We start from the raw sequence: 24,047 nt of genomic DNA on the forward strand, positions 1-24,047 counted from the left end.
TTCGTTCAGGCCTGATAGAAATCCCGATACCAGTCTACGAAAGCGCGGACTCCTTCATTCACACCGACCTGCGGCCGATAGCCCGTCACCGCAAACAAGTCGCTGGTATCGGCATAAGTCTGATAAACGTCGCCGGCCTGCATCGGCATGAAATTCTTCACCGCCTCACGCCCCAACGCCGACTCCAGCGCCGTGACAAAATCCATCAGCCGCACCGGGCTACCGTTACCGATATTGTAAAGGCGGTATGGCGCGGAACTGGTGGACGGCGAGCCGCTTTCCACCGTCCAGTCGGCGTTACGCGTCGGGATTTGGTCCACCACACGCAGCACCCCTTCCACGATATCGGTGACATAGGTGAAATCACGCCACATGTCGCCCTGATTGTAGATATCGATCGGTTCACCAGCCAGAATGCGGCGGGTGAACTTGAACAGCGCCATATCCGGACGCCCCCACGGCCCATATACCGTGAAAAAGCGCAATCCGGTGGTCGGCAGGTCGTACAGGTGCGAATAGGAGTGCGCCATCAACTCGTTGGATTTCTTGGTCGCGGCATACAGCGAAATCGGATGGTCGGCCGCGTCGGTGGTGGCGAACGGCGTTTTGCCGTTCAACCCGTACACCGAACTGGAAGAGGCATAAATCAGGTGACCAACTCCGTGGTGGCGACAGCCTTCCAGCACATTCAAATGGCCAATCAGGTTGCTTTCCGCATACACCATCGGGTTTTCCAGCGAATAACGCACCCCGGCCTGCGCGGCGAGATGAATAACGCGCTCGAATTTTTCCGCCGCGAATAACGCCGTCATCGCCTGGCTATCGGCAATATCTATCCGTTCAAAACGGAAACCGCTCAGCGCCCGCAATTTCGCCAGTCGCGCTTCCTTGAGCGATACCTCATAGTAACTATTGAGGTTATCGATCCCCACCACCGTATGCCCGGCGGCGCAGAGTGACTGACAAGTATAGAAGCCGATAAAGCCGGCCGCGCCGGTAACAAGAAATTTCATTCAGGAACTCTTAATGTGACTTGAATGGCGGAGATAATACCATTCACCGCCTTAATTCAGCACCCGCTAACCACGGAAAACATGCGAGAGAGTGCCAGAAATCACCTCAACATTGACGCAACAGCGCCAGAATCGTCCGGGTTTTCTCCTCCATTAACCGGACATTCTGCCGTGACTCGACGTTAAGGCGCACCACCGGTTCCGTGTTGGAACGGCGCAAGTTAAAACGCCAGTCGGCGAATGTCAGGCTAATACCGTCGGTTTCATCCACCGTCAGCGCCTGCGGTTCTAAGGCGGCACGCACACGCGCAATCGCCGCGACCGGGTCGGTCAACAGAGAATTGATCTCTCCGGAAGCCGGGTAAGCCTGCATACGCTCGCTTACCAGTTGCGACAGGGATTGTCCACGTACGCTAATCAATTCCGCCACCAGCAACCACGGGATCATGCCGGAGTCGCAGTAGGCGAACGAGCGGAAGTAGTGATGTGCGCTCATTTCACCGCCATACACGGCATCTTCCTTACGCATCCGCTCTTTGATAAAGGCGTGTCCGGTCTTCGACATCACCGGATTGCCGCCCTGGCGAGTGACGATATCTACCGTATTCCAGGTCAGGCGCGGATCGTGAATGATGGTGGCGCCCGGCGCTTTATTCAGGAAAGCCTCCGCCAGCAGCCCGACAATGTAGTACCCCTCGATGAACCGCCCCTGATGGTCGAACAGGAAACAACGGTCGAAATCGCCGTCAAACGCCACCCCGAAATCCGCCTGATGTTCCCGTACCGCACGGGCAGTATCCGCCCGACACTCATGCAGCAACGGATTAGGAATGCCATTGGGAAACGTCCCATCCGGTTGGTGATGGAGCTTGATAAAGGTCAGCGGCGCGCCGTGGCGACATAGCGCTTCTTCCAGCGCATCCACCACGTGACCGGCGGCGCCGTTACCGCTATTGATGACAATTTTCATCGGCGTCAGGTTACGCGGATTAATGTACGACATCAGGTGCCCGACATACGGCTGCAATACCGCCAGCGTTTCATAACGCCCACGGTGATGCGGGTCTGCCGGTGGTGCGAAGCGATTTTCCTCCGCCCGCCGCTGGATATCTTTCAGACCGCTGTCGCCGCTGATGGGTTGGGCTCCCGCGCGCACCAGCTTCATACCGTTATAATTAATCGGGTTGTGGCTGGCGGTGACTTCGATGCCGCCGTCCATGCCAAAGTGGAAGGTCGCGAAGTAGACTTCCTCCGTACCGGACAATCCGATGTCGTAGACATCGACCCCGGCATCGCGCAGGCCATCAGCCAGCGCGCGTTTTAACGGTTCGCTGGTGAGCCGGATATCGCCCCCCACGACGACGCGCCGGGGTTGAATCACCTCGGCGTAAGCCCGACCGATGCGGTAGGCAATCTCTTCATTGAGCTCGACACCCAGCTCGCCGCGAATATCATAGGCTTTAAAGCAGGTTAATGCGGACATCGCTCTTTCTCCCTTCATACCCGACCATAGCGGTCATGCAAGCGGACGATATCGTCCTCTTCCAGATAGCGTCCTGAACGTACCTCAATCACCACAAGGTCAATCAATCCTGGGTTTTCCAGCGTGTGTACTGCGCCAGGCTGAATAAACGTGGATTGGTTTTCCGACAGAAAATAGGTGTTGTCATCGACCTGAACCCTGGCGGTGCCGGACAGCACGATCCAATGCTCCGCACGGTGAAAATGCTGCTGCAACGATAATCCCTGCCCCGGGCGCACGGTGAGTTTCTTCACCTGATAGTGCTCGCCGGCGTCAATATTGCGGCTCTTACCCCAGGGGCGGAACGACTCGATATGGTCGCGAAACTGGTGTCGATTCTGTGCTTTCAGGCATTCCACGACCTTTTTAACGTCCTGCGCCCGATCTTTGGCCGCGACCAGCAAGGCATCCCCGGTGTTGACGATAATGGCGTCATCTATGCCGATGGTGGCGACCAATGATGAAGAGGAGGCGGAAACGTAGTTGTTATGACTATCCAGCGCGATGACATCCCCCAGCGTCACGTTACCCTGCGCATCTTTCTCCGATACCTCCCACAGCGACGACCACGACCCGACATCGCTCCAGCCGGCATCGAAAGCGATCACCACCGCATCGCGGGTTTTTTCCATTACGGCGTAATCGATGGAATCACTCGGACAATCCATAAACGCACGCGACTCGACGCGGATAAAATCCATATCACGTTGGCTGCGCGCCATGGCTACGCGGGTCATTTCGTAAATATCCGGCTGATTTTTTTGCAGTTCATCGAGGTACTTGGCGGCACGGAACAGAAACATGCCGCTGTTCCAGCAATAATCACCGGATTTGAGGTAACGCTCGGCGGTGGCCAGATCCGGTTTTTCCACGAACTCGTCGACCGTAAATCCCCCGCCGGACAACGACGCACCGGTCTTGATATAGCCATAACCGGTCTCAGGCGAGGTCGGGACGATGCCAAAAGTCACCAGTTTGTTTTCATAGGCATAAGGCAGCGCCTGCTGAATGGCCTGATGGAAGTTCCCGGTTTTCTTGATCAGATGATCGGCCGCCAGCACCAGCAATAGGCTGTCGGGGTCGGTTTTCACGCTCAGATGGGCTGCCAGCGCAATAGCCGGCGCGGTATTGCGCCCAACCGGCTCCAGAATAATATTGCTCCCCAGTTGCTGTTGTTCGCGCAACTGCTCGGCGACCAGAAAACGGTGATCCTCATTGCAGATGACTAACGGGCGCTGCGTCGTGAGAAACGGTAACCCCTGTAATCGCGCCAACGTATTTTGCAGCAGGCTGTAACGGCCCTCATCGCCTAATGGCAAAAACTGTTTGGGAAATAATTCCCGGGATAACGGCCATAACCGGCTGCCGCTGCCGCCGGCCATAATGACAGGAATAATATTGGACATAATCGCACCTTGATGAATAGGGTGGCATACTCGTCATACTTCACGTTGCAGGTGCGTTGGCTTTCCTGCAACTCGAATTATTTTGGGTATATACCCGCCATACTTCAAATCGCAGGTTATTTACCCCTGCCATCTGAATTATTTAGCGTGAGTGAGTTTTATTGAGGAATAAAAAAGTAGATGAAGTCAGTCGATTTTATGATTCGACAATCATCAAAAATAAAAGTCTGGTAAATCGACAGTATTACAATCATCGATAAAAACCTCATCGACAAAAACCTCATCGATAAAAATCACATTGATAAAAATCAACTACAGCGCGGATGCTTACCACGAAAAAATGCCTGCATGGTAACCAAAACCGTTTTAAACCGTAAGCGAATAAATTGTTTTAACAACCGCCAGCCAAGATGGTAATACAAATGAAATTGAGGGTAACGGCGGGCGGAAATAGCCAGGTCGATCAGATTTTCTGCGATACGAAATTCGCTTTCTTTTTTTTCAGATCGGGAAAGGCCATGTTCCAGATAGCAACTGCTTTTCAATACAAATTTTTCGCCGCCGGCGCTGAGGCGATGAATACGGCGGAACACGCTGACATCCACCCCGTATAACGCATAGTTTTCATCAAACAGCGACAGGTTATGGCGCTCAAAAACATCCCAGAGTCGACGGTGGATGATCAACCCGGAACCGATAGAAAACGCGGTTGCCGGATCCAAATCCTGATCATTGAGCACAATTTCCCCTTTTGATACCGGATAATAGGTTTTGTAATTAATACTGGAGATAATCCGTGGGCACTCGATATCCACCTGCGTATGTTCCACTGCAAACCAGAATGATTCGTTAATGGTGGTATCATCATCCAAAATGACCCACCGCTCCACCTGTAAATTATTCGCGATAAATTGATTATATACCTGACTCAACGGTTTATTTTCCAGACAATTAACCAGCTCAACCTGTTCATAAATGGTTTTCAGACGAAGAAAGAAGCTGTCCTCTTCAGATATACGAAAAGGACCATTATTATGAATAGTGAGTTTAATCTGTTTAAACGGATGTTGAATCAGCGTCTGCAAGGTTGTGGACGATTCCAGTCCCTTATTATACAACACCACCAGAATTGCATTTTTAATCATGACGTTCTCTCCTGGGAAAACAGGGTTGCAGTGACGAGTCCATTCTGATGCCCGGCATTATCGCTGTATTATCCCTTTCATATTTCAGGTTACAGGTGTGTTGGCTGCATGACTTGAGTTATTCAGCAGCGACATCGAATGCCGGCACCGTATTGGCTTTATTTTTCAGTACGTCTATTCGGGCATCCCTGATATTCGGGTACCCAAAATGTTTTTTTTCATTACCATAAAAAAGAAGATCACCGTAATGATGAACTCCGTCGCCCCGACCGCAACGGCCACACCATACATGCCCCACCATTGCGTAAAGAAAAACAGATAAGAGCAATGGCACAACAGGCCGATGAAATAGACCCGTTTCAAATACACGCTCAATCCGGCGGGAATAATGATCAAGTTAACCAGAATAATCGACAACGAGATCACAAACTGCGTGACAATCATGATTGTCAGCAGGTGACTAATATCGTACTCCTTGCCGAACACCCAGTGTATCAACGGCACCCCCATCAGCAGATTGCCCAAAAACGCGCTGGCGGTCAGCAATGAAAACATCGTGAGCACCTTCATCAATTGTGCGCGAATAGCGCTGTACGCCAGTTGGTTGTACAAACTGCAAATATGACTGAAATTGCCTTGTACGATCGGGTTATACAATTGGCGCAATACCGATGCCAGCCTGTCCGCCACCGCATAATGACCGAGCGCGGCGTCGCCGAACATAAATTTGATCACCACAGGGTTCAGATAAGTGAATCCCAGCGTGAACAATGAGGCGGAAAAATTGTGAAAACTCTCCCTGATTTCGCCCATCACCGTGTGCAGATTGATGCCCGCCAACCGCCAGCGTATCGATTCACGGCGCTGCAAGTGGTATTGAATCACCAGCCCGACCAACACCGGTGGGAACAGTTGGATAATCGCCGCCAGATAAATATCCGCCGGTGAACTGACCAACAGGAAAATCAACCCCAGCGCCAGTATGCGAAAAATCAGGTTCAGAATAGCCAGATGGGAGTTTTTCCCCATCCCCTGAAATAACCAGGCAGCCGACAGCAACGAACTCAACGACGACACCAGGCCGATAAAGAATAGGATGGCGTCCGTTTCCGACTGTGCCGTCAGCAGGTCCACAATGGTTCCCACCACCATCACCAACACCAACAGTATGGCTTTGGCGCATTGCACATTCGAGTACAAGGCATTAATGGCGGCGATGTCGCCGGCATGTGCGCTGACTTTTCTGGCCGCGGAAAAGTTAAAACCAAAATCGACAATAAATAACGCGATAAAGCTGATGGATTGCGCGTAACTGAGTTTGCCGAAAAACTCCGCGCCCAGCACTCTGGCAAGATAGGGAAAGGTCGCCAGCGGCAACAGCATATTGGAAATCTGGATAATATAGAGATAGATAACCTCGCGCTTTATTGCCTTTTTATCACTCATACCATCCACCAGATCGCACAACTCAGTAGTTTTCGCTCGCCGTTGTGGGCACGCCGCATCAGCGACAGCTTGCTTAACATGCCGGCTTCTCCGCGGATCACGCGTAGAAAATCGGTATGTTCGGATGGATGCTGCTGACAAAAATGCGTCAGGGCGTTCAACATGGTGCGGCTGTGCCGCCGGGTCACCGGATAACTCCTCAGACACAGCACGCTATCCGGCAACAGGCGCTTTCGCAGAATACCGGGCGCGCCGACGGTATTATTGCCATGCTGGCGGTACTTAATCAGCGGCTTATCGACATAGGCTATCTTCCCGCTATGAGCGGCGATCATCGCAATCCACCAGTCGTGCATGCGAATATCGTCCGGCATCGGTTCTATCAGTTGCTTTAAGGCGCGATTGAACAGCATGGCGCAACCCGGAATATGATTGCTGACGACAAAATCCTCCGGCTGGCGGGCCGCCGACGATTTAATGGAGGCGCGATAAAAAGAGGGAAACAACGGCCCCAGCACCGTATCCACGATCTCCAGATCGGAAAATGCCAGTACCGGCGTTTCCCCGCCCTGTTCATGAGATTTGACCTCATGCAGCAGTAGCTCCAGCTTCTCCGGCACCCAATAATCATCCTGGTCGCACAGGGCAATATAGTTGTCTTCGCAGCAGGCAATCGCGCGACGGAAATTTTTCATTGCCCCCAAACCGCCGTTACCAGGATAAATACGGATTTTACCCTGCTGATAAAGCTCATGACTCCGTACCATCTCCAGCGTGTTATCACGGGAACCGTCGTCACACACATGAATGATAACGTCCTGATGCGTCTGATGCTGGATGGAATCCAGTTGTTGTTTGATATAGCGCCCACCGTTATAGGTGGCCAACGCGATACTGATCCGATCGTGACCTGTCATCTCTGCCAACCGAAGATAAGGAAATACGAGAATGATGTGCGGTAAATCCATCAACAGGATTTACCGCGCCTGATAATCATCAGACCAATTTGGGAATGATCACGCTCAATGCCGCCCGCCAGGCGGATGGCGATATGCCTAAACGGGCGATTTTGGTGCAATTCAACGTAGAATACGCCGGACGCGCTGCCGGCGTCGGGTATTGCTCGGTGGTAATCGCATTCACCGTCGGCACGCGGCTCAATAGCTGCTGCTTATCGGCCATGGCGAAGATCGCATCGGCAAACGCGTGCCACGACACTTCTTCATCGCCGCAGAAGTGATACAGCCCCCCTTCTGCCTGCTGCTGCAACACGCTGATGATGGCGTCGGCGATATCGCCGGCATAGGTCGGACAACCACGCTGATCGGCAACCACGCCAAGGCTATCCCGCTCGCGGCCCAGCCGCAGCATGGTTTTGACGAAGTTGTTGCCGTACTCGCTGAATACCCAGGCCGTACGCACAATCTGCGCCGCCGGGTTCACCTTCAAGACCGCCCGTTCGCCATCCAGCTTGGTCTGACCGTACACGCCCAGCGGGTGGGTAGCGTCGGTTTCGATATAGGGACGGGTCGCCGTACCATCAAACACATAATCAGTGGACACGTGGATAAAACGTGCGCCTTGCTGACGCGCAGCCCGAGCCAGATATTCCGGCCCGGCGACATTGATGCGCGCCGCCAGTTCGGGTTCCGATTCCGCCTTGTCCACCGCGGTATAGGCCGCGGCGTTAACAATCGCATCCGGTTGCCAGGATGCCACCGTCGCCTGCACTTGCGCTTCATCAGTGATATCCAGCGAATCGGTATCCGTTGCCAGTACCGACCACCCTTGCGGCAACCGATCCTGAAAGCAACGTCCTAACTGACCGTTAGCACCGGTTAACAACACTTTCATGCCCATAGCTCCTTAAATGTTTTACCTTTGCTATCTTTTTCCGATAACAAAGGCGAGGCGATCGGCCAGTCGATGCCGATATCCGGATCATTCCATAACAGGCACCCTTCGTGAGCCGGGTTGTAGTAGTCGGTGCACTTGTACTCGAAATCCGCCAGGTCGGAGAGCACCACAAAACCGTGCGCCAGACCGGGCGGAATCCAGAACTGGGCCTTATTCTCCTCCGACAGGAGCACCCCTTCCCAGCGACCGTATGTCGCCGAGTCGGGCCGAATATCCACCACGACGTCAAACACTTCGCCACGCACCACGCGCACCAGTTTGCCTTGCGGATTGACGGTCTGAAAATGCAGCCCGCGCAACACGCCCCTGGCCGAACGGGAGTGGTTGTCTTGCACGAAGTCCAGGTCGATATCCAGCATCTCCTGGTAGCGTTTTTTCTCAAACGTTTCCAGAAAAAAGCCTCGGGCATCGCCAAAGACCTTGGGTTGGATGATTTTGACGCCCTGAATGGCGGTATCACGAACTTGCATATCACATCCCCGTTAATAACTGGGCCAGATACTGGCCATAATGGGTTTTAGCCAGATAACGGGCTTCATCCGCCACCTGTTCACGCGTCAACCAGCCTTTGCGGAACGCGATTTCCTCCAGACAGGCGACCTTGAAGCCCTGACGTTTCTCGATAGTGCTGATGAACTGGGAAGCCTCCAGCAGGCTGTCGTGGGTGCCGGTATCCAACCAGGCAAAGCCACGTCCCAGCACTTCCACATTCAGGTTGCCCTGTTGCAGGTACATTTCATTGAGCGTGGTGATTTCCAGCTCGCCGCGTGCGGAAGGTTTCACCTGCTTAGCCATTTCCACCACGTGTCGGTCATAGAAATAGAGCCCGGTTACCGCCCAGTTGGACTTCGGGTTGCTGGGCTTTTCTTCCAGAGAAATTGCCTGCTTATTGTCATCAAACTCCACTACGCCAAAACGTTCTGGGTCCATCACCTGATAACCGAACACGGTAGCGCCTTCGGTGCGGGCGGCCACGTTCTCCAGTTTCTTACCGAAGCTCTGACCAAAAAAGATGTTGTCGCCCAGCACCAGCGCACACTGATCGCCGCTGATGAAGGTTTCGCCAATCAGAAACGCTTGCGCCAAACCGTCCGGCGACGGCTGCTCGGCGTAACAGAGATTAACTCCAAACCGGCTACCGTTGCCCAGCAGCCGACGATAGGCGGGCAGATCATCCGGGGTCGAGATAATCAGAATGTCCCGGATCCCGGCCAGCATCAGTACCGAAATCGGATAGTAAATCATCGGCTTGTCGTAAATGGGCAACAGTTGCTTCGATACCCCGCGGGTAATCGGATACAGTCGCGTTCCGGAACCGCCTGCCAGTACAATGCCTTTCATTGAACTTTCCTTAACTAGAATACGATTAAAGGGGTAAACCTAAGCGTTCACCGGTATAGGAGCCATCCTTAACGCTGCGCCACCAGATCTCGTTCGCCAGATACCATTCCACCGTCTTACGAATGCCGGACTCAAAGGTTTCCAGCGGCTTCCAGCCCAGTTCGCGGTAGATTTTCGACGCGTCGATCGCATAACGCAGATCGTGTCCCGGTCTGTCGGTTACATGGGTGATAAGCTCGGCGTAATGGCGGATGCCGGCCGGTTTCTCCGGTCTCAGCTCATCCAGCAACGCACAGATGGTTTGTACCACCTCAATATTTTTCCGCTCGTTATGCCCACCGATGTTGTACGTTTCCCCGACTTCGCCGGTGGTGACGACGGTGTAAAGCGCCCGGGCGTGATCCTCGACGTACAACCAATCCCGAATCTGGTTGCCTTCGCCGTAAACCGGCAGCGGTTTGCCTTCCAGCGCATTGAGGATCATCAATGGGATCAATTTTTCCGGGAAATGATACGGCCCGTAGTTATTGGAACAGTTGGTCACCAGCGTCGGCAAACCGTAAGTCCGCAGCCAGGCGCGCACCAGATGATCGCTGGCGGCTTTGGAGGCGGAATACGGGCTGCTCGGCGAATAGGGCGTGGTTTCGGTAAACAGATCGTCGGTGCCGTGCAGATCACCGTACACTTCATCCGTCGAAATATGGTGGAAACGAAATGCCGTCTTACGCGCTTGCGGCAACGCCGACCAGTACTGTCGCGCGGCTTCCAGCAAGGTGTAAGTCCCGGTGATATTGGTTTCAATAAAGGCGGAAGGGCCGTCAATAGAACGATCAACGTGGCTTTCCGCCGCCAGATGCATCACCACATCCGGCTGAAAGGTCGTAAACACGCGATCCAGCCCAGCCCGGTCGCAGATGTTGACTTTCTCAAACAAAAAACGGGGATCGGCCGCCACCTCTTTCAACGACGCCAGATTGCCGGCATAGGTCAGACAATCCACCACCATGACCCGGTCCTGCGTATGCTGAATGATATGACGCACCACGGCTGAACCAATAAACCCAGCCCCACCCGTTACCAGAATATTCATGAATAATGACCTTTCAGAAATGAGTTAATACGCTGATTTTCCCACAAATCCTTTGAAAATCGTCAGAAAGATGATCTTGATATCCAGCCAGACGCTCCAGTTTTCGATATAGAAAAGATCGCACTCCACCCGCTTTTCCATCTTCTCCAGCGTGTCGGTTTCACCGCGCCAGCCGTTAATCTGCGCCCAACCGGTGATACCCGGCTTCATTTTGTGCCGCAGCATATAACCCTTGATCAGCTTGCGATACTGTTCGTTATGGGCCACGGCATGCGGACGAGGCCCGACTATCGACATTTCGCCGCGGATCACATTGATGAATTGCGGCAATTCATCCAGCGATGTACGGCGTAAAAACGCGCCTACCGGCGTGATACGCTTATCGCCCTTACAGGCCTGAATCACGGTGTCGCCGTTTTCCATCACCGTCATACTGCGAAATTTCCACACTTCTATCGCTTTGCCGTCCATGCCATAACGCGTCTGCCGGAAAATCACCGGCCCTTTGGAGGTCAGCTTGACCAACAACGCAATACCCAATAACAGCGGGGAAATCAGCACAGTAATCACCGACGCGACCACGATATCTTCCAGCCGTTTGAGCAGGCGGTTCACACCGCTCATCGGCGAGTCATACAACGACACCACCGGAATGCCATTGATGATGTCGCTGCGCGATTGCAGCACATTGAACGTCAGGATATCCGGCACCAGCATCACGGTGCAGGTGGTATCCGCCAGTTCCGACATCAGATAATGGATAAGCTCAGCTTGCTGCAACGAGAACGCAATATAAATCTTATCCAAATCCCCTTTACGAGCCCGTCGTACCAGTTCCTCCACATCACCCAGACAACGCACGCCATTGCGCTCATAGCTGTACTGAAACTGGCTATTTTCAGAAAAATAACCCATGATGCTCAGCCCCAGCCAGGGTGCCTGTTTAATGCTTTCCGCCAGATAAGGCCCGGCAGGTTGCGCGCCAATAAACGCCACGTTGACCTTGTTGTAACCCAATTTTCGCAAATATTGTATCACGACCCGAATCAGGGTGCGTGATATCACGAATCCCGCTACGGTAAATAAAAACCAAACCGCATGAAAATGATAACCAATATATTGGTTCGGCACTAAAGATAAAATACCCGCACCAAATGTAATGCTGAGCCCCCAATTAATAATCAACGTACGAATTTCCGTATAAAGCCCCACTCCGCGCCACGATCGATAAAAATTAGTGAAACCCGCCAACAATTGAAAAACAGAAAAGCTAATCAACGCGATTAAATAAGACGCTGTTGATATCTCTTTTTTTGTTACCAGACATGCCAGTATTACGCTGATAAAGATTACCGTCATATCAGAAAAACGCTGAAATACTGAAACCAGCGAGGGAATAGCATAAACTACACTTTCTTTCTTCCTGACCATAGTCGTTCACCTATACACGTAGAGATTATTGCCAGAATCTTTTATGCATACTCAGTTTCCTGATTAAGCCCTGAGGTATTTTTTGGTAATTCTGCCCTAATTTATATCCCGCAATTTTCAGGGCATTGTGCACACAAGCACGAGGGATCCACCGATAGTGATTTTCTTTCATCAGATAACGGAGCTCGGAGAAAATAAATCGTGTTCCTTCACCGCCAGCACCGCCAAATTCCTCCCTAATCCATTTTTCATCGCAATGAAATACACCGATATCAAAATAACGTTTGAACTCTTCCACCGGCGTGTAATTGTGCGAATGCTTAACCGCTGCCTCCGCCACATACGCCACCCGATATCCCGCCAGTACCGCCAGTGCCGCCAGATACATATCCTCGCTAAGGATCGTGTTGGACGGAAACCCGCCCAAGCGGCGAAATACCTTCGCCCGATAGGCCGCAAACGAATTCGAGGTAAACACCGTTTTAATGCCGTAGAGCGACTTATCGCTGATCCCCATCACATAGCTGCGGGTACTGTAGTTGAAGCCGCGCGCATGGCGCGCCAACGGATTTGCATCGTCATGGGGTAACTGGCGGCCATAGGCGACCGCGACCTGTTCGTCGTCGAACGCCGACACGATCTTGCGAATAAAATCGGCCTGGGGAATCGCGTCCTGAGTCAGAAATACCACGACGTCGCCGTCGCTCATTTCCACACCGAGATTACGCGTACCACCGTGGTTAAATTCAGCCGATGTAATCGTGTGGCAACGAAAACCGTAGCGAGCCGCCACATCACGCGAGTTATCCCGCGACGATGAATCAATCACCAGCACCTGCTGTGGCGACAGTTGCTCCGCAACCAGGCAGTCATGCAGCGCTGCTGCACACTGTTCCCAGATCTTGCCGCCGTTATAAACCGGAACCACAAAATTGACGTTCATATCGTTTCTCTTGCACACCTGAAAAGTGAAAAAACTGTCGATTTCGTTACGCCGTACGCAGCTTCAGTGCTCCAGTACACGTAACGTTTCAGATGCACATTGCTTCCATGTCAGCGATCGGGCGAATGCCTCCCCCTTTTCCCGCATCCCAACCGGCCCCTGGCCGTTCACCAGTTGATGAATGCCTTCGGCGATAGACTCCACCGACAGCGGATTAACTAAAATCGCCCGCTGTTCACACAGTTCCTTCATCGAGGAGCAATCACTGGTCAATACCGGCAGCCCGTAGCTCATCGCCTCCAGTGGCGGTAATCCAAAGCCTTCATACATCGAGGGGTAGCAAAACCCGCGCGCATGTCGGTACAAACTCACCAGTTCGTCATCGCTGACATGACCGGTAAACGTCACGGCATCGTTGTCGGCCAGTGCAGCGGATCCGTCATCGCCAAAAACCCGCATCACCCCTTTCTTACCCACGATCACCAGCCGAATGTCGCTCCCGCTTTCCTGCCTGAATCGTAAGAATGCGTTAATAAGTCGAGGAATATTCTTGCGCGGCTCCAGTGACCCCACCGACAGTAAGTACTCTGCGTCGATTATCGGCTTGCCGCTCTGCGCCGTTCCCGTCGTAGAATCAGATTGCACGTCCACTCCGTTGTAAATGACCGACACTTTGCTTTCCGGCACCCGTAAATGGTGCATGATGCGTTCCTTGGAAAACTCGGAAATGGTAATTATGTGATCCACTTTTTTCGCCAGACGCGGCTGCATAAATTGATACCAGGCAACGAACTTTTTATTCAACCATTCCGGATGATCAAAAGGCACGGTATCGTGAATAGTGACAATCTGTTTTTTAATCAGTAGCGGTCCGGTATTACAGGGCGACCACAATATCTCCCTTAAAGCGATTTTTCGCGGTAATAAAAACTGTTCCCATAAATGCCCTTTCATCCCATAGATATTATTTTCAGGTTGTATTGGCTCCACCCTGACACCCACAGTGGAAATATAATCAACAATCTTTCTGGTATAACGTTGCACACCGGTAGTATGCCCCAGCAAATTACGTGTATTCACATACATGAATGACATCCCCTTCCGGTTACATCGGATGACGTAACCGTTCAAATAAAAGAAAATGATTATTTTTGGGATTCCCTCTCCAAAAACCAGCCAATCAAAACTTTACTATTCTACTCTTCCCCTTTCGCAGGCGATAAATTATTCCGATAGCATTCAGGCATCAGCATTTCCACATAAACCTTTTCAAATTCTCCGGCAATGATATCCGGCGTAAAAGAATTCACTATTTCCGGGCTGAGTGGTTGTAACGGTTTTCTGATAACCTCTTCCAGCGAACAGGTTTCCATGAAATAAATATTCGGCAATAAGGTCGATAATTCACCGACCGCCCCCATCCGGTTAGTCAGTACATGTTTTCCATAAAAGATACTTTCCACCAGCACCCGGCCGAACGGTTCATGCCATTTCACCGGCAATACCACAATGTCCACCTGCCCCATGAACGCTTCCAGGCTGACAAAACCCAACAGCGTCACGCCGCTGCTTGTAGCGTCTTCCACCAACGGGTTACCCTGGGTGATGCGCCCTGCCGCGTAAAAGGCATAATCCGGATGATGGCGATAATGCCGTGCCAGCAGGCAAAATTCGTCAAATCCCTTATCCTCCGCCAGCTTGCCGATAAAACCGATACGCCAGCGTTTTCCGTTGCTCGTGGCCGCGGCTGCCGGTTCGGCTTCCTGCACTGCGGGCAGCACAATGTCATAAATAAATGACTGGTGTACGCCGGGAAAAAAGCCAGCCTGACGATGGCGTTCTAAAATAAACCGGCTAATCGCCACATAACCGTCCACCAGACGGCTGTACCGTCGTTTCAGAGCAGACAGCAGACGAATACTCAGTACGTTCGGTTCCTGATTTCGGCCGCGGCTAAATAGCGTCGCATTATGGTGGAACAGATAATAATCCCGGCTGGTGTGCAGAATCTTCACGCCGCAGGCTTTCGCCGCCGACCAGGCCGATACGGAAAACCCGGCAATATTGTTGGTATGCACCAGGTCAGGTGCAAACTCCCGGATCACCTCCATCACGACGGTGCGCATCTCGACGTTGTAATAATCTTTCAGATGCCAGCGCGCCTGCTGGTAAAAAGACTTTTTTTCACCATCAAACGGCCAGTAATCGTTAGCCAGCGGCACATAACACACGGCAACGCCATTGATGACCTTGTCGCTGCGCTGCCTTTCCGGCGTCAGGCACAGTACCTGTACCTGATGGTGTCGCCGCACCAGTGCTTCCGCCATTAACTGCACCCCCACCTTGTACGGGTGATACAGCGTGTTGATAATCAGAATTCGCATAGAGAGTTGTCCCTGGCAATTACGGGGTACCTCGTTCAGGCACCAGGCGCGACGTCCGCCTTCTCCGCATTAAGTTAATAGTGATAATAATCAAAGTGATAGCCATACTAACCCAGAGCATATAAAGCAATGCGTTACAGACCACATCCTTGATTACGACACTATGACTGCCAGTGCGGCTTATGCGTTTCCCTCTTTCAGTTCCCACCGATCACCGCGAAATCGCCGATTATCGGTATCAACGACTCAACACGGACCACCTCATCTTGGGTGAAACGGGCCTGAATAACGTATCCGTATCAGGCGCCAAGTACGTTGCGGTAAGCCTGCTCGTACTCCTGAGCAACCCGGCCGGGGGTAAAATGCGCCAGCATATCGGGACAAAGCGGCTCGGCACACGCATCCACGTTGTCTACCGAGATGTCTTCCATAAAGTAAATATTCGGCAATATAGCGGCCAGCTCGTCGATGCCGCCCATGCGGTTGGTTAAGACCACTTTTCCATGGAATATGCTTTCCACCACCACCCGACCGAACGGTTCATGCCATTTCACCGGCAGCACCACTACGTCGACCTGCTGCATAAACGCTTCCAGGCTGACAAACCCCAGCAGCGTCACGCCGCACCGACGAGCTTCCTCGACCAACGGGTTATCCTGCGTGATGCGGCCTGCGGCATAAAAGACATAATCGGGCCGATGCTGGTAATGCCGGGCCAGTGCGCAAAAGTCATCAAATCCTTTCTCTGATGAAAGTTTGCCAATAAAGCCAATGCGCCTGACTCCCGTGTTGGTCGCTGGGCTTTCTCCACCACACTCGACGGTCGGCACCGTGTTATAGATGAAGGAATGATGAGCGTGTGGGAAGAAACCGGCATCCCGATGCATCTCGCAGATAAATCGGCTGATACCGACATAACCATCCACCAGCCGGCTCAGGCGTTTTTTCATCATCGACATCAGACGAATGCAGACAGCATCGGGATCCTGGTTCTGCCCGCGGGCGAACAGGGTTGCATTATGATGAAACAGGTAGTAATCCCGGCTGGTATGCAGAATTTTCACCCCACACGCTTTTGCCGCCGACCAGGCGGATACCGAAAAACCGGCAAGATTGTTGGTATGCACGATATCGGGAGAAAACGCCTGAATTTCACGCATGACCGCCTTACGCATATCGCGATTGTAGTAATCCTTTAGGTGCCAACGTATTTTCTGAATGGCAAAGCGCGTTTTACCGTCAAACGGCCAGTAATGGTTCGCCAACGGCAGATAACACACCCCGACCCCATTAATCAGCTGCTCGCTGCGCTGTGTATCCGGCGTCAGGCAGAGCACCCGCACCTGATGCCCGCGCTGTACCAGTGCTTCAGCCAGCAGCTGGACTGAGACTTCAGCACCCCCGACTTTATGAGGATGATATAAAGTATTGATAATCATAATTTTCATACTGGCTGTCCTTATTTTTTAATCTTTTATGCCTGCCATACTACCGATTGCAGAGGCATTGGCTTCGCTTGTCCCCCCCCTGTCCCTGACTGATGCGTCGGGGGAATGGCAGCGGCACCGTTGCCCTGCCGTTCGAAAACTTCCGTTACGCCATAAAGCGGTGTGTCATACCGACCATTCACTACCACTTATTTTTTATCCGAACCGTAAGAATATTGATATGAATCATAACCATAGCTGTAATAGCTCAATGCCCGGCGGATCACCGCATTCAAAATCACGCCCTTGATCGGCGCACCATTCTGCTCAAAACGTCGGATACTGATTTCCACCTCTTTCGGCGTGTTGGTTTCGAACCGCGCCACCAGTAGCGATGTTCCGGCCTGACGGCTAATGATCGCCGCATCGGTGACCGCCAGAATCGGCGGCGTATCCAGCAGCACGATATCGAATTGCTGCGTGGCCCAATCGACAAAGGCCGTAAAGTTACTGTGCATCAGCAGTTCCGACGGGTTGGGCGGAATCTGGCCGCGCGGGATGAAAAACAGGTTTTCCACTACTGTCGTGCGTAACGCCTGCGGCGCCTCGATCTGGCCGGACAGGACATCCGACAATCCTTTTTCAGGCGCGGCCCCCAGCAGGTGGTGGGCATACCCTTTGCGCATGTCGCAGTCGACGATCAGCACCCGCTGCCCGGCCTGCGCGATCACCGCGCCCAGGTTGGCGCTGATGAAGGATTTACCGATCCCGGGGCTGGCGCCGGAGATCATCAGTACATTGTTTTTGGCTTCCATCATGGCGAAATGCAGGCTGGTACGCAGACTGCGGATCGCCTCGATCGCCAGATCAGCCGGATTGCCAACCGCCAGCAGCGAATCGGAACGGGCATTGCGTTTACGGTTTTTGCCGGCAAATTCCCTATCTTTCTTCTGTTGCCATTCCGACAACGGCACGCTGGCGTAAACATTGATGCCGAGCTCTTCCAGTTGCTCCGGGCTTTCAATGCCGCGATGCAACAGGGTTTTCAGCAACACAAACCCGATGGCCGCCACCCCGCCCAGAATAGCCGCCAGCACAATCACCAGCGTTTTCTTCGGTTTCACCGGCTTCAGTTGAACCACCGCCGGGTCGATAATGCGCACGTTGCCGACGGTACTGGCCTTGTTGATGCTCAGCTCCTGCTGCTTATTCATCAACTGGACGTACACTTCCTGCCCAACACTCACATCCCGCGTCAGCCGTACGATTTCCTGCTGGGTTTTCGGCATACCGCTGACGCGCCGGTTCAGGTTATCCCGCTCCTTTTCCAACGTGGTGCGTTTTTCCATCAATGCCCGATAAGCCGGATGCTCACGGGTATACAGCTTGGAGATCTCCGCCTCGCGGAACGTCAGTTCGTTAAGCTGCGACTCGACATCGACCATGGTATCCAGCACCGACTTGGCCTCCAGCGATAAATCCACCGAGTCTTTCTGCTGACGGTACTTGTTAAGCTTGTCCTCCGCCGTTTCCAGCGATGCCCGTACCAACGGCAACTGCTCTTTCAGGAAGGCCAGGCTCCTGGCCGCCTCTTCCGACTTGCGATCCACATTCTGTTGCAGGTAATTGTCGCTGATGCTGGTCAGAGTCTTTTTCACCAGCGCCGGGTCGCTGCCTTCCAGCGTGAGCTGCAAGACGCCGGTATCTTTTCCTTTATCCGCCACCGCCAGTTCGCTCAGCACGTCGTTGATGGCGGTCAGCGTGTTTTTCTTCCTGACTGAAAACACCGTTCCCGGCGCCGCATTGGTATCGCTCACCAGCAGGCTGAAACCACCGTGAGACGCCATCTGCCCGATACGACCGATAAACTCCGCATCCTTACCGGCGGTAAAGCGATAGGTACCGTCTTCCTGAATCGTCACCGTCATTTTTTCATCCAGCCAGCCGTCCGGTACCGACAGCCGGGACACCACGATACGGGCAGGTTCTTCATCCTTCAGACGGGCGAGGCCTTTCCCTATCAGCGGGAAATATCGTTGCTCCACCTCGGTATCCAACCCCAGATCCTGCACCGTCTTCCCGACGACCATCCGGGATCGGAGCAACTCGACTTCCGGCGCAGACTGCGGCTTGGTATCCGGCAAGACTTTGGAAATATCGTTCATCAGCGAATCGCTGATGTTCTGTTCTACCTGCACCATCGCATCCGCCTGATACACCGGGGTTGCCAGCAGTGCATACAGAATGCCCAGCATGGTAAAAATGGTGGTGATGCTGATAATGAGCCAGCGGTGATCCAGCACAGTCCCCAGTAAACGCCCCAGGTCAATTTCATCCGCCTTGTCCGCTTCAATTGTTTTCACGGCAATTCTCTCTGACATCGTAATCCCTGACTGGTTAACGGCTCAGCGCCTGCGCCCACTTGCGGGCAGATTGTTCGAGTTGGGTATAAACAAATTCAAAGGCTTCCCGGCTTTTGCGGTACGGGTCGGTAATTTCCTGCTGATTGACCCAGTGCCCGAACAGCAACGTTTTCCCACGGACTTCCGGTGCGAAACGGCACACGACATCAATGTGCGCCTTTTCCATCACCAGAATCAGATCGTAATGCCGACACAGCGAACCGGTTAACTGGCGGGCAACGTGTCCGTCCAACGACACACCGTGATCAGCCGCCACCAGGCTGGCGGTTTCATCGGCGGGTTTTCCTTCCATCGCCCGCCAACCGGCGGAGGCCACGTTTTTCCCCGGCAGTGCCTGTTTCAGCAAACGCTCACCGGTCGGAGAGCGGCAGATATTGCCCTCGCAAATGACAAGAATACGGTTAAACATCAACACCACTCCTCTACCATTACGGCCAGGTACGAACGCGCAGGCTGCCTTCGCTTAGGTCATTAAACCCACTGATGGTCGGCACCAGTTGCGAAATCAGGCGGTTCCAGCGTGCAATCGGCGCTGAAGTGACATACACCACGTCATACGGTTGCAACGGGAATTCCGATCCCATCACCAGTGCGGTGGCGTCTTTGGTGTTGAGCTGATAAATGTTGGCCAATCTCGGCCCTTGCGTGCCGCGTAGCGGACGAATGACGAATATCCCGGTAGCATCGGCGACCATCTGGTTTATCCCTTCGGCGCTGCCCAGCGCTTCGGTCAAGGTCATGCCGCTACGGTCCATTTTGAGTGTGGATTGTTTGTTCACTTCCCCCATCACGAACACTTTCAGGTCGTCGTTACGCGGTACGAACAGAATATCGCCGGGGTATAACAAGCGGTTTTGCGACAGATCGCCGTTCTGCATCAGTGCCTGCAGAGAAATCCGTTCATCTTTGCCGTTATGCGTCAGCACCAGATTGCGCCAGTCGGCGAAGTCGTTCAGTCCGCCGGCATTATTGATGGCATCCAGAATCGTCAAGGGTACGTTGGTGATCGGCTGCTGGCCCGAGCGCACCACTTCCCCGGTGACATAGGCTTTCTGCGAGCGGAAAGCGGCCACGCTCACTTCCACCTGCGGCGACTCGATGTACTGCGCCAAACGGCGCATAATTTCATCGCGTACCTCGGTCAGGGTTTTGTCCACAACATGCATCTTGCCGATGTAGGGATAAAAAATGGTGCCGTCGGAGTGAACCCAGTTACCGGTGTCGGCGGCGGTGCGGTAAGTCCCCGCCGGGGTGGTCAACTCCGGGTGATCCCAAACCGTGACCATCAAGACATCGCCGATGCCGATGCGGTATTCGTAGCGTTTCAGCTCCTCTTCCAGCGACGGATTGTTTTGGGCGATCGCCGGTCGCAAGCGCATTTTTTCTATCAGCATCGGCGTAACCGGGTAAATATTAACCAATTTATTGATATTAAAATCATCATCCGGTTGCTCTACGACCTCTTTTCCACCGGTAGACAGGTGCGTGCCTGGCACCAGCGTACAGCTCGCCAGGAATGTCGCCGACAACATCAGCGGTATAACTTTCAGTGTTGGTTTTAACATCCTTTATGCCATCGCTTTTAGTAAAGTAAGAAACAACAGAGCAGTATTGTCTGGCCGATACTGCCTCGGGCGATCGGGCCGCCTTTCTCTAAGGCATTGATCGGTAATAATTTGATGAGATGTATATTCTTCACGCTCCCGTCCGTCGATTTATAACCAAAAAACCATTTCTATCGTTTAAAAGCTAAAATCGGCATAACAGCAGGACCAGGGCAACAACGCTGCCGGCCCGGAAAACGGGGATCGCGTCGGATAGCACGGCGCCGTCAGGCTGTGTGTCGTCTGGAAAGGGAAGAAAAGTGTTGGCACAGGTCGGTTGAGCGCGACCTATGTCGTCAGGCTGTGTGGTTACATCGCTGTGGGCAGAATAGGGCGACGCGAGCGCATGCCATGCGCCGGTCAGGGGGAATGTCGCCGGTTGAACCGACGGTACAAATCGCAGTGTCAGGGTTAACATCCTTACGCCATCGCCTTTCAGTCAAGTGAGTAACAGGCAGCCCACACGTCATAAATTCAGGGTGGACCCATCGACGGTTGTTGCGTTTCGCATCGCCAGACCGGCAAGTAATACCGGTAGTCTGGCTGCTGAACGGTTTCAACGTCCTGCCGGGCATGCACTGAAACACCAGCTTGCAGCTGTCGGGTAAATCGCCTCAGGTACGCTACCGCCCTTGGCTTGTAGCTACCAACTCGCTGTCCCGTTGTTGTTTCAGACTTGCCCAGCTATTGCTGTGACTCGTCATTAACTGACTCGTAAAAATGGCTCGCAAAAACATTAATGACACTAAAGTTTCGAATTAAATATTTTTAAAGTTGTGTCAATATCGCCACACCGGAGAGTAGTAAAAAATATTTGCTTATAACAAGACAAATATCTTCCTGATGTTTTTTTTCGGAAAAATACTAACATTCCATGCAATTCCCCTTATGATCAAAGATATTTTTACCCTTTAAAAACAAATAATTAAATATATCAGAGACATCTTAATAAATATTTCATTTTCATATAATAATGTTGTTAACACATCAATGCGCTCATAATAGGGTCATGGAATGCCCCTTTTTTCCGACCATAATCTGAATGTGGCATATAATGCACCGCCTTAATGAAATGGATTATTTTTTGACCTATCGTCGTGTTTTTTCGTTTATCAATACGCGCTGCAATACATTCCATCTTGCTGAAAGTCTTGTGATCTCTCTCACATAGAAAAACGGAATCCCGGTAAGCTGCAATTTGATATCCGTCAATGGCAATCGGTCGCGTTATGGTTGATCAACGCAACGCCTGATACGCTATGCGCATACAAACTGATAGAGAAAAAGGTGAACTCAGTCTATGGAATGGATCGCCGATCCGACAATATGGGCCGGCCTGGCTACCCTGGTGGTGCTGGAACTGGTTTTAGGTATCGATAATCTGATCTTCATCGCCATTCTGGCGGAGAGATTGCCGGAAAAATCCCGTGATCGGGCACGGGTCGTCGGGTTATTGCTGGCGCTGTTGATGCGATTTGTACTGCTGTCGTCCATCTCCTGGCTGGTTTCGTTGACCCACCCGTTATTCGTCATTTACGGGCACCCGTTTAGCGCGCGCGACCTGATTATGCTGGTGGGCGGGCTGTTCCTGCTGTTCAAAGCCACCACGGAACTGAATGAACGGCTGGAAGGCAAAGATCAGGCGCAGCAGACCCAACGTCAGGGGGCGCGTTTCTGGCCGGTAGTCGCGCAGATTGTGGTATTGGATGCGGTATTCTCGCTGGATTCGGTGATCACGGCTGTCGGGATGACCGAGCACCTGTCGGTGATGATGGCGGCGGTCACTATCGCCATCGGCCTGATGTTGCTGGCCAGCAAACCCCTGACGCGTTTTGTTAATGCCCACCCGACCATTGTGATCCTGTGTCTGAGTTTCCTGCTGATGATCGGCTTCAGTCTGGTGGCGGATGCGTTTGGCTACCCGATTCCAAAAGGTTACCTCTACGCTGCCATTGGTTTCTCCGTCATGATCGAAATGCTCAACCAGTTGGCACAGTTCAATCGTCGACGTTTCCTCTCTTCATCGACCCCGTTACGCCAGCGTACCGCCGAGGCCGTGCTGCGATTACTGCGCGGTGAGCATGAAAAGGCCGAGCTGGATAAACAAGCGGTCGATCGGATCGCGGATAACATCGGCAATGCCAGCCAGCCGGTATTCAATCGGCAGGAACAACGCATGATCGAGCGCGTACTCGGTATGTCGCAGCGCTCCGTCAGCAGTATCATGACCATCCGCCATGATATCGAACACGTGGATATCAACACCGATCCGGCGGATTTCCCGGCGCTGATGGAAAAAAATCAGCATACCCGGCTGGTGATGTTCGACAGCCATGTGTCCGACGAGCCGCTGGGCATAGTGCACGTGATCGATCTGCTACGTCAGCAACTACATGGGCAAGCCCTGGATCTGCGGGCGTTGATCCGCCAACCGCTGGTGTTTCCGGAACAATTGTCGTTGCTCTCGGCACTGGAGCAATTCCGTGAAGCACACACGCACTTTGCTTTTGTCGCCGATGAATTCGGCTCTATTGAAGGGGTCGTCACCCTCAGCGACGTTATGGAAACCATCGCCGGTAACCTGCCGCTGGAGGGGGAGGAACTGGACGCTCGCCATGATATTCAGGAAAACGACGATGGCACGCTGACCGCTAACGGTTACCTGCCGGTCGAGGACCTGCTGATGTACATTCCGCTGCAACTCAACGAAAAACGGGAATACCACACGCTGGCCGGCCTGTTGATGGAGTACGCGCAGAAGATCCCGCAGCAGGGCGACGAAGTACACATCGACAATACCCTATTCCGGGTACTGACGGTGGAAAGCCATCGGATTATGAAGGTGCTGATCATCCCTGAGCAGGAACCGCAGCCGGATTATGAGGTGTGATTTACGCGGTGTATCGCCGCGTATGCAACGACAACATATGCAATGACAACATATGCAATAACAAC

General features: G+C 52.7%; 19 protein-coding genes. 1 reads left to right on the forward strand and 18 read right to left on the reverse strand.

Annotated elements, in window-relative coordinates; all coding sequences use genetic code 11:
- Positions 1–5 precede the first annotated feature (5 nt).
- The 18 genes from DCH402_RS14130 to DCH402_RS14215 all read right to left on the reverse strand — a co-directional run bounded on the left by DCH402_RS14130 (position 6) and on the right by DCH402_RS14215 (position 21,053).
- Positions 6–1,013: an NAD-dependent epimerase gene (locus tag DCH402_RS14130; RefSeq protein ID WP_040001820.1), complete on the reverse strand. Its 1,008-nt coding sequence runs from the start codon at positions 1,011–1,013 to the stop codon at positions 6–8.
- Between the two features lie 106 nt (positions 1,014–1,119).
- A complete protein-coding gene (gene cpsG / locus DCH402_RS14135; RefSeq protein ID WP_040001821.1) occupies positions 1,120–2,496 on the reverse strand; it encodes a phosphomannomutase CpsG in 1,377 nt (458 codons plus the stop codon).
- A gap of 14 nt (positions 2,497–2,510) precedes the next feature.
- Positions 2,511–3,941, reverse strand: coding sequence for a mannose-1-phosphate guanylyltransferase/mannose-6-phosphate isomerase (locus DCH402_RS14140; RefSeq protein WP_040001823.1), 1,431 nt, complete (start codon positions 3,939–3,941; stop codon positions 2,511–2,513).
- 308 nt (positions 3,942–4,249) lie between these two features.
- On the reverse strand, positions 4,250–5,086 hold the full coding sequence (locus DCH402_RS14145; protein WP_040001825.1) for a glycosyltransferase family 2 protein: 837 nt from the start codon (positions 5,084–5,086) through the stop codon (positions 4,250–4,252).
- Between the two features lie 174 nt (positions 5,087–5,260).
- Positions 5,261–6,532, reverse strand: coding sequence for an oligosaccharide flippase family protein (locus tag DCH402_RS14150; RefSeq protein WP_040001827.1), 1,272 nt, complete (start codon positions 6,530–6,532; stop codon positions 5,261–5,263).
- Positions 6,529–7,449, reverse strand: coding sequence for a glycosyltransferase family 2 protein (locus DCH402_RS14155; RefSeq protein WP_040003617.1), 921 nt, complete (start codon positions 7,447–7,449; stop codon positions 6,529–6,531). The genes DCH402_RS14150 and DCH402_RS14155 overlap by 4 nt, the downstream gene beginning before the upstream one ends.
- 79 nt (positions 7,450–7,528) lie before the next feature.
- Positions 7,529–8,386: a dTDP-4-dehydrorhamnose reductase gene (gene rfbD / locus DCH402_RS14160; protein WP_040001829.1), complete on the reverse strand. Its 858-nt coding sequence runs from the start codon at positions 8,384–8,386 to the stop codon at positions 7,529–7,531.
- The gene (gene rfbC / locus DCH402_RS14165; protein WP_012770533.1) at positions 8,383–8,919 is read right to left on the reverse strand and encodes a dTDP-4-dehydrorhamnose 3,5-epimerase; all 537 of its coding nucleotides are present in this window, start codon (positions 8,917–8,919) and stop codon (positions 8,383–8,385) included. Before rfbC ends, rfbD begins: the two co-directional genes overlap by 4 nt.
- A 1-nt stretch (position 8,920) precedes the next feature.
- Positions 8,921–9,790, reverse strand: a complete 870-nt coding sequence (gene rfbA, locus DCH402_RS14170) for a glucose-1-phosphate thymidylyltransferase RfbA (protein WP_040001831.1) — start codon at positions 9,788–9,790, stop codon at positions 8,921–8,923.
- Between the two features lie 25 nt (positions 9,791–9,815).
- On the reverse strand, positions 9,816–10,880 hold the full coding sequence (gene rffG, locus DCH402_RS14175; RefSeq protein WP_040001833.1) for a dTDP-glucose 4,6-dehydratase: 1,065 nt from the start codon (positions 10,878–10,880) through the stop codon (positions 9,816–9,818).
- 24 nt (positions 10,881–10,904) lie between these two features.
- On the reverse strand, positions 10,905–12,311 hold the full coding sequence (gene wcaJ / locus DCH402_RS14180) for an undecaprenyl-phosphate glucose phosphotransferase (protein ID WP_040001835.1): 1,407 nt from the start codon (positions 12,309–12,311) through the stop codon (positions 10,905–10,907).
- Between the two features lie 25 nt (positions 12,312–12,336).
- Positions 12,337–13,254, reverse strand: coding sequence for a glycosyltransferase family 2 protein (locus DCH402_RS14185; RefSeq protein WP_040001837.1), 918 nt, complete (start codon positions 13,252–13,254; stop codon positions 12,337–12,339).
- Positions 13,255–13,317: 63 nt separating this feature from the next.
- Positions 13,318–14,340: a glycosyltransferase family 4 protein gene (locus DCH402_RS14190; RefSeq protein ID WP_040001842.1), complete on the reverse strand. Its 1,023-nt coding sequence runs from the start codon at positions 14,338–14,340 to the stop codon at positions 13,318–13,320.
- A 110-nt stretch (positions 14,341–14,450) separates the two neighbouring features.
- Positions 14,451–15,638 carry a glycosyltransferase gene (locus DCH402_RS14195; protein WP_040001844.1) on the reverse strand — a complete coding sequence of 396 codons (1,188 nt, stop codon included), beginning with the start codon at positions 15,636–15,638 and terminating at the stop codon, positions 14,451–14,453.
- A 299-nt stretch (positions 15,639–15,937) separates the two neighbouring features.
- Positions 15,938–17,086, reverse strand: a complete 1,149-nt coding sequence (locus DCH402_RS14200; RefSeq protein WP_040001846.1) for a glycosyltransferase family 4 protein — start codon at positions 17,084–17,086, stop codon at positions 15,938–15,940.
- A gap of 188 nt (positions 17,087–17,274) precedes the next feature.
- Positions 17,275–19,446, reverse strand: a complete 2,172-nt coding sequence (gene wzc / locus DCH402_RS14205; RefSeq protein ID WP_040001848.1) for a tyrosine-protein kinase Wzc — start codon at positions 19,444–19,446, stop codon at positions 17,275–17,277.
- Positions 19,447–19,462: 16 nt separating this feature from the next.
- Positions 19,463–19,897 carry an arsenate reductase/protein-tyrosine-phosphatase family protein gene (locus tag DCH402_RS14210; protein WP_040001850.1) on the reverse strand — a complete coding sequence of 145 codons (435 nt, stop codon included), beginning with the start codon at positions 19,895–19,897 and terminating at the stop codon, positions 19,463–19,465.
- Positions 19,898–19,916: 19 nt separating this feature from the next.
- Entirely contained in the window at positions 19,917–21,053 is a 1,137-nt protein-coding gene (locus DCH402_RS14215; RefSeq protein ID WP_040001852.1) for a polysaccharide export protein, read from the reverse strand.
- Between the two features lie 1,339 nt (positions 21,054–22,392).
- Between DCH402_RS14215 and DCH402_RS14220 the strand changes: the two genes are divergently transcribed.
- Positions 22,393–23,982, forward strand: coding sequence for a TerC family protein (locus DCH402_RS14220; RefSeq protein ID WP_040001854.1), 1,590 nt, complete (start codon positions 22,393–22,395; stop codon positions 23,980–23,982).
- Positions 23,983–24,047 lie beyond the last annotated feature (65 nt).

The sequence above is a fragment of the Dickeya chrysanthemi NCPPB 402 genome (genome assembly GCF_000406105.1).
GTDB classification, from domain to species: Bacteria; Pseudomonadota; Gammaproteobacteria; order Enterobacterales; family Enterobacteriaceae; genus Dickeya; species Dickeya chrysanthemi.

What these genes read in the sequence shown, in the direction of transcription:
- DCH402_RS14130 (WP_040001820.1), bottom strand. Translation starts at nt 1,013, where the DNA reads ATGAAATTTCTTGTTACCGGCGCGGCCGGCTTTATCGGCTTCTATACT.
- cpsG (WP_040001821.1), bottom strand. Translation starts at nt 2,496, where the DNA reads ATGTCCGCATTAACCTGCTTTAAAGCCTATGATATTCGCGGCGAGCTG.
- DCH402_RS14140 (WP_040001823.1), bottom strand. Translation starts at nt 3,941, where the DNA reads ATGTCCAATATTATTCCTGTCATTATGGCCGGCGGCAGCGGCAGCCGG.
- DCH402_RS14145 (WP_040001825.1), bottom strand. Translation starts at nt 5,086, where the DNA reads ATGATTAAAAATGCAATTCTGGTGGTGTTGTATAATAAGGGACTGGAA.
- DCH402_RS14150 (WP_040001827.1), bottom strand. Translation starts at nt 6,532, where the DNA reads ATGAGTGATAAAAAGGCAATAAAGCGCGAGGTTATCTATCTCTATATT.
- DCH402_RS14155 (WP_040003617.1), bottom strand. Translation starts at nt 7,449, where the DNA reads ATGACAGGTCACGATCGGATCAGTATCGCGTTGGCCACCTATAACGGT.
- rfbD (WP_040001829.1), bottom strand. Translation starts at nt 8,386, where the DNA reads ATGAAAGTGTTGTTAACCGGTGCTAACGGTCAGTTAGGACGTTGCTTT.
- rfbC (WP_012770533.1), bottom strand. Translation starts at nt 8,919, where the DNA reads ATGCAAGTTCGTGATACCGCCATTCAGGGCGTCAAAATCATCCAACCC.
- rfbA (WP_040001831.1), bottom strand. Translation starts at nt 9,790, where the DNA reads ATGAAAGGCATTGTACTGGCAGGCGGTTCCGGAACGCGACTGTATCCG.
- rffG (WP_040001833.1), bottom strand. Translation starts at nt 10,880, where the DNA reads ATGAATATTCTGGTAACGGGTGGGGCTGGGTTTATTGGTTCAGCCGTG.
- wcaJ (WP_040001835.1), bottom strand. Translation starts at nt 12,311, where the DNA reads ATGGTCAGGAAGAAAGAAAGTGTAGTTTATGCTATTCCCTCGCTGGTT.
- DCH402_RS14185 (WP_040001837.1), bottom strand. Translation starts at nt 13,254, where the DNA reads ATGAACGTCAATTTTGTGGTTCCGGTTTATAACGGCGGCAAGATCTGG.
- DCH402_RS14190 (WP_040001842.1), bottom strand. Translation starts at nt 14,340, where the DNA reads ATGTATGTGAATACACGTAATTTGCTGGGGCATACTACCGGTGTGCAA.
- DCH402_RS14195 (WP_040001844.1), bottom strand. Translation starts at nt 15,638, where the DNA reads ATGCGAATTCTGATTATCAACACGCTGTATCACCCGTACAAGGTGGGG.
- DCH402_RS14200 (WP_040001846.1), bottom strand. Translation starts at nt 17,086, where the DNA reads ATGAAAATTATGATTATCAATACTTTATATCATCCTCATAAAGTCGGG.
- wzc (WP_040001848.1), bottom strand. Translation starts at nt 19,446, where the DNA reads ATGTCAGAGAGAATTGCCGTGAAAACAATTGAAGCGGACAAGGCGGAT.
- DCH402_RS14210 (WP_040001850.1), bottom strand. Translation starts at nt 19,897, where the DNA reads ATGTTTAACCGTATTCTTGTCATTTGCGAGGGCAATATCTGCCGCTCT.
- DCH402_RS14215 (WP_040001852.1), bottom strand. Translation starts at nt 21,053, where the DNA reads ATGTTAAAACCAACACTGAAAGTTATACCGCTGATGTTGTCGGCGACA.
- DCH402_RS14220 (WP_040001854.1), top strand. Translation starts at nt 22,393, where the DNA reads ATGGAATGGATCGCCGATCCGACAATATGGGCCGGCCTGGCTACCCTG.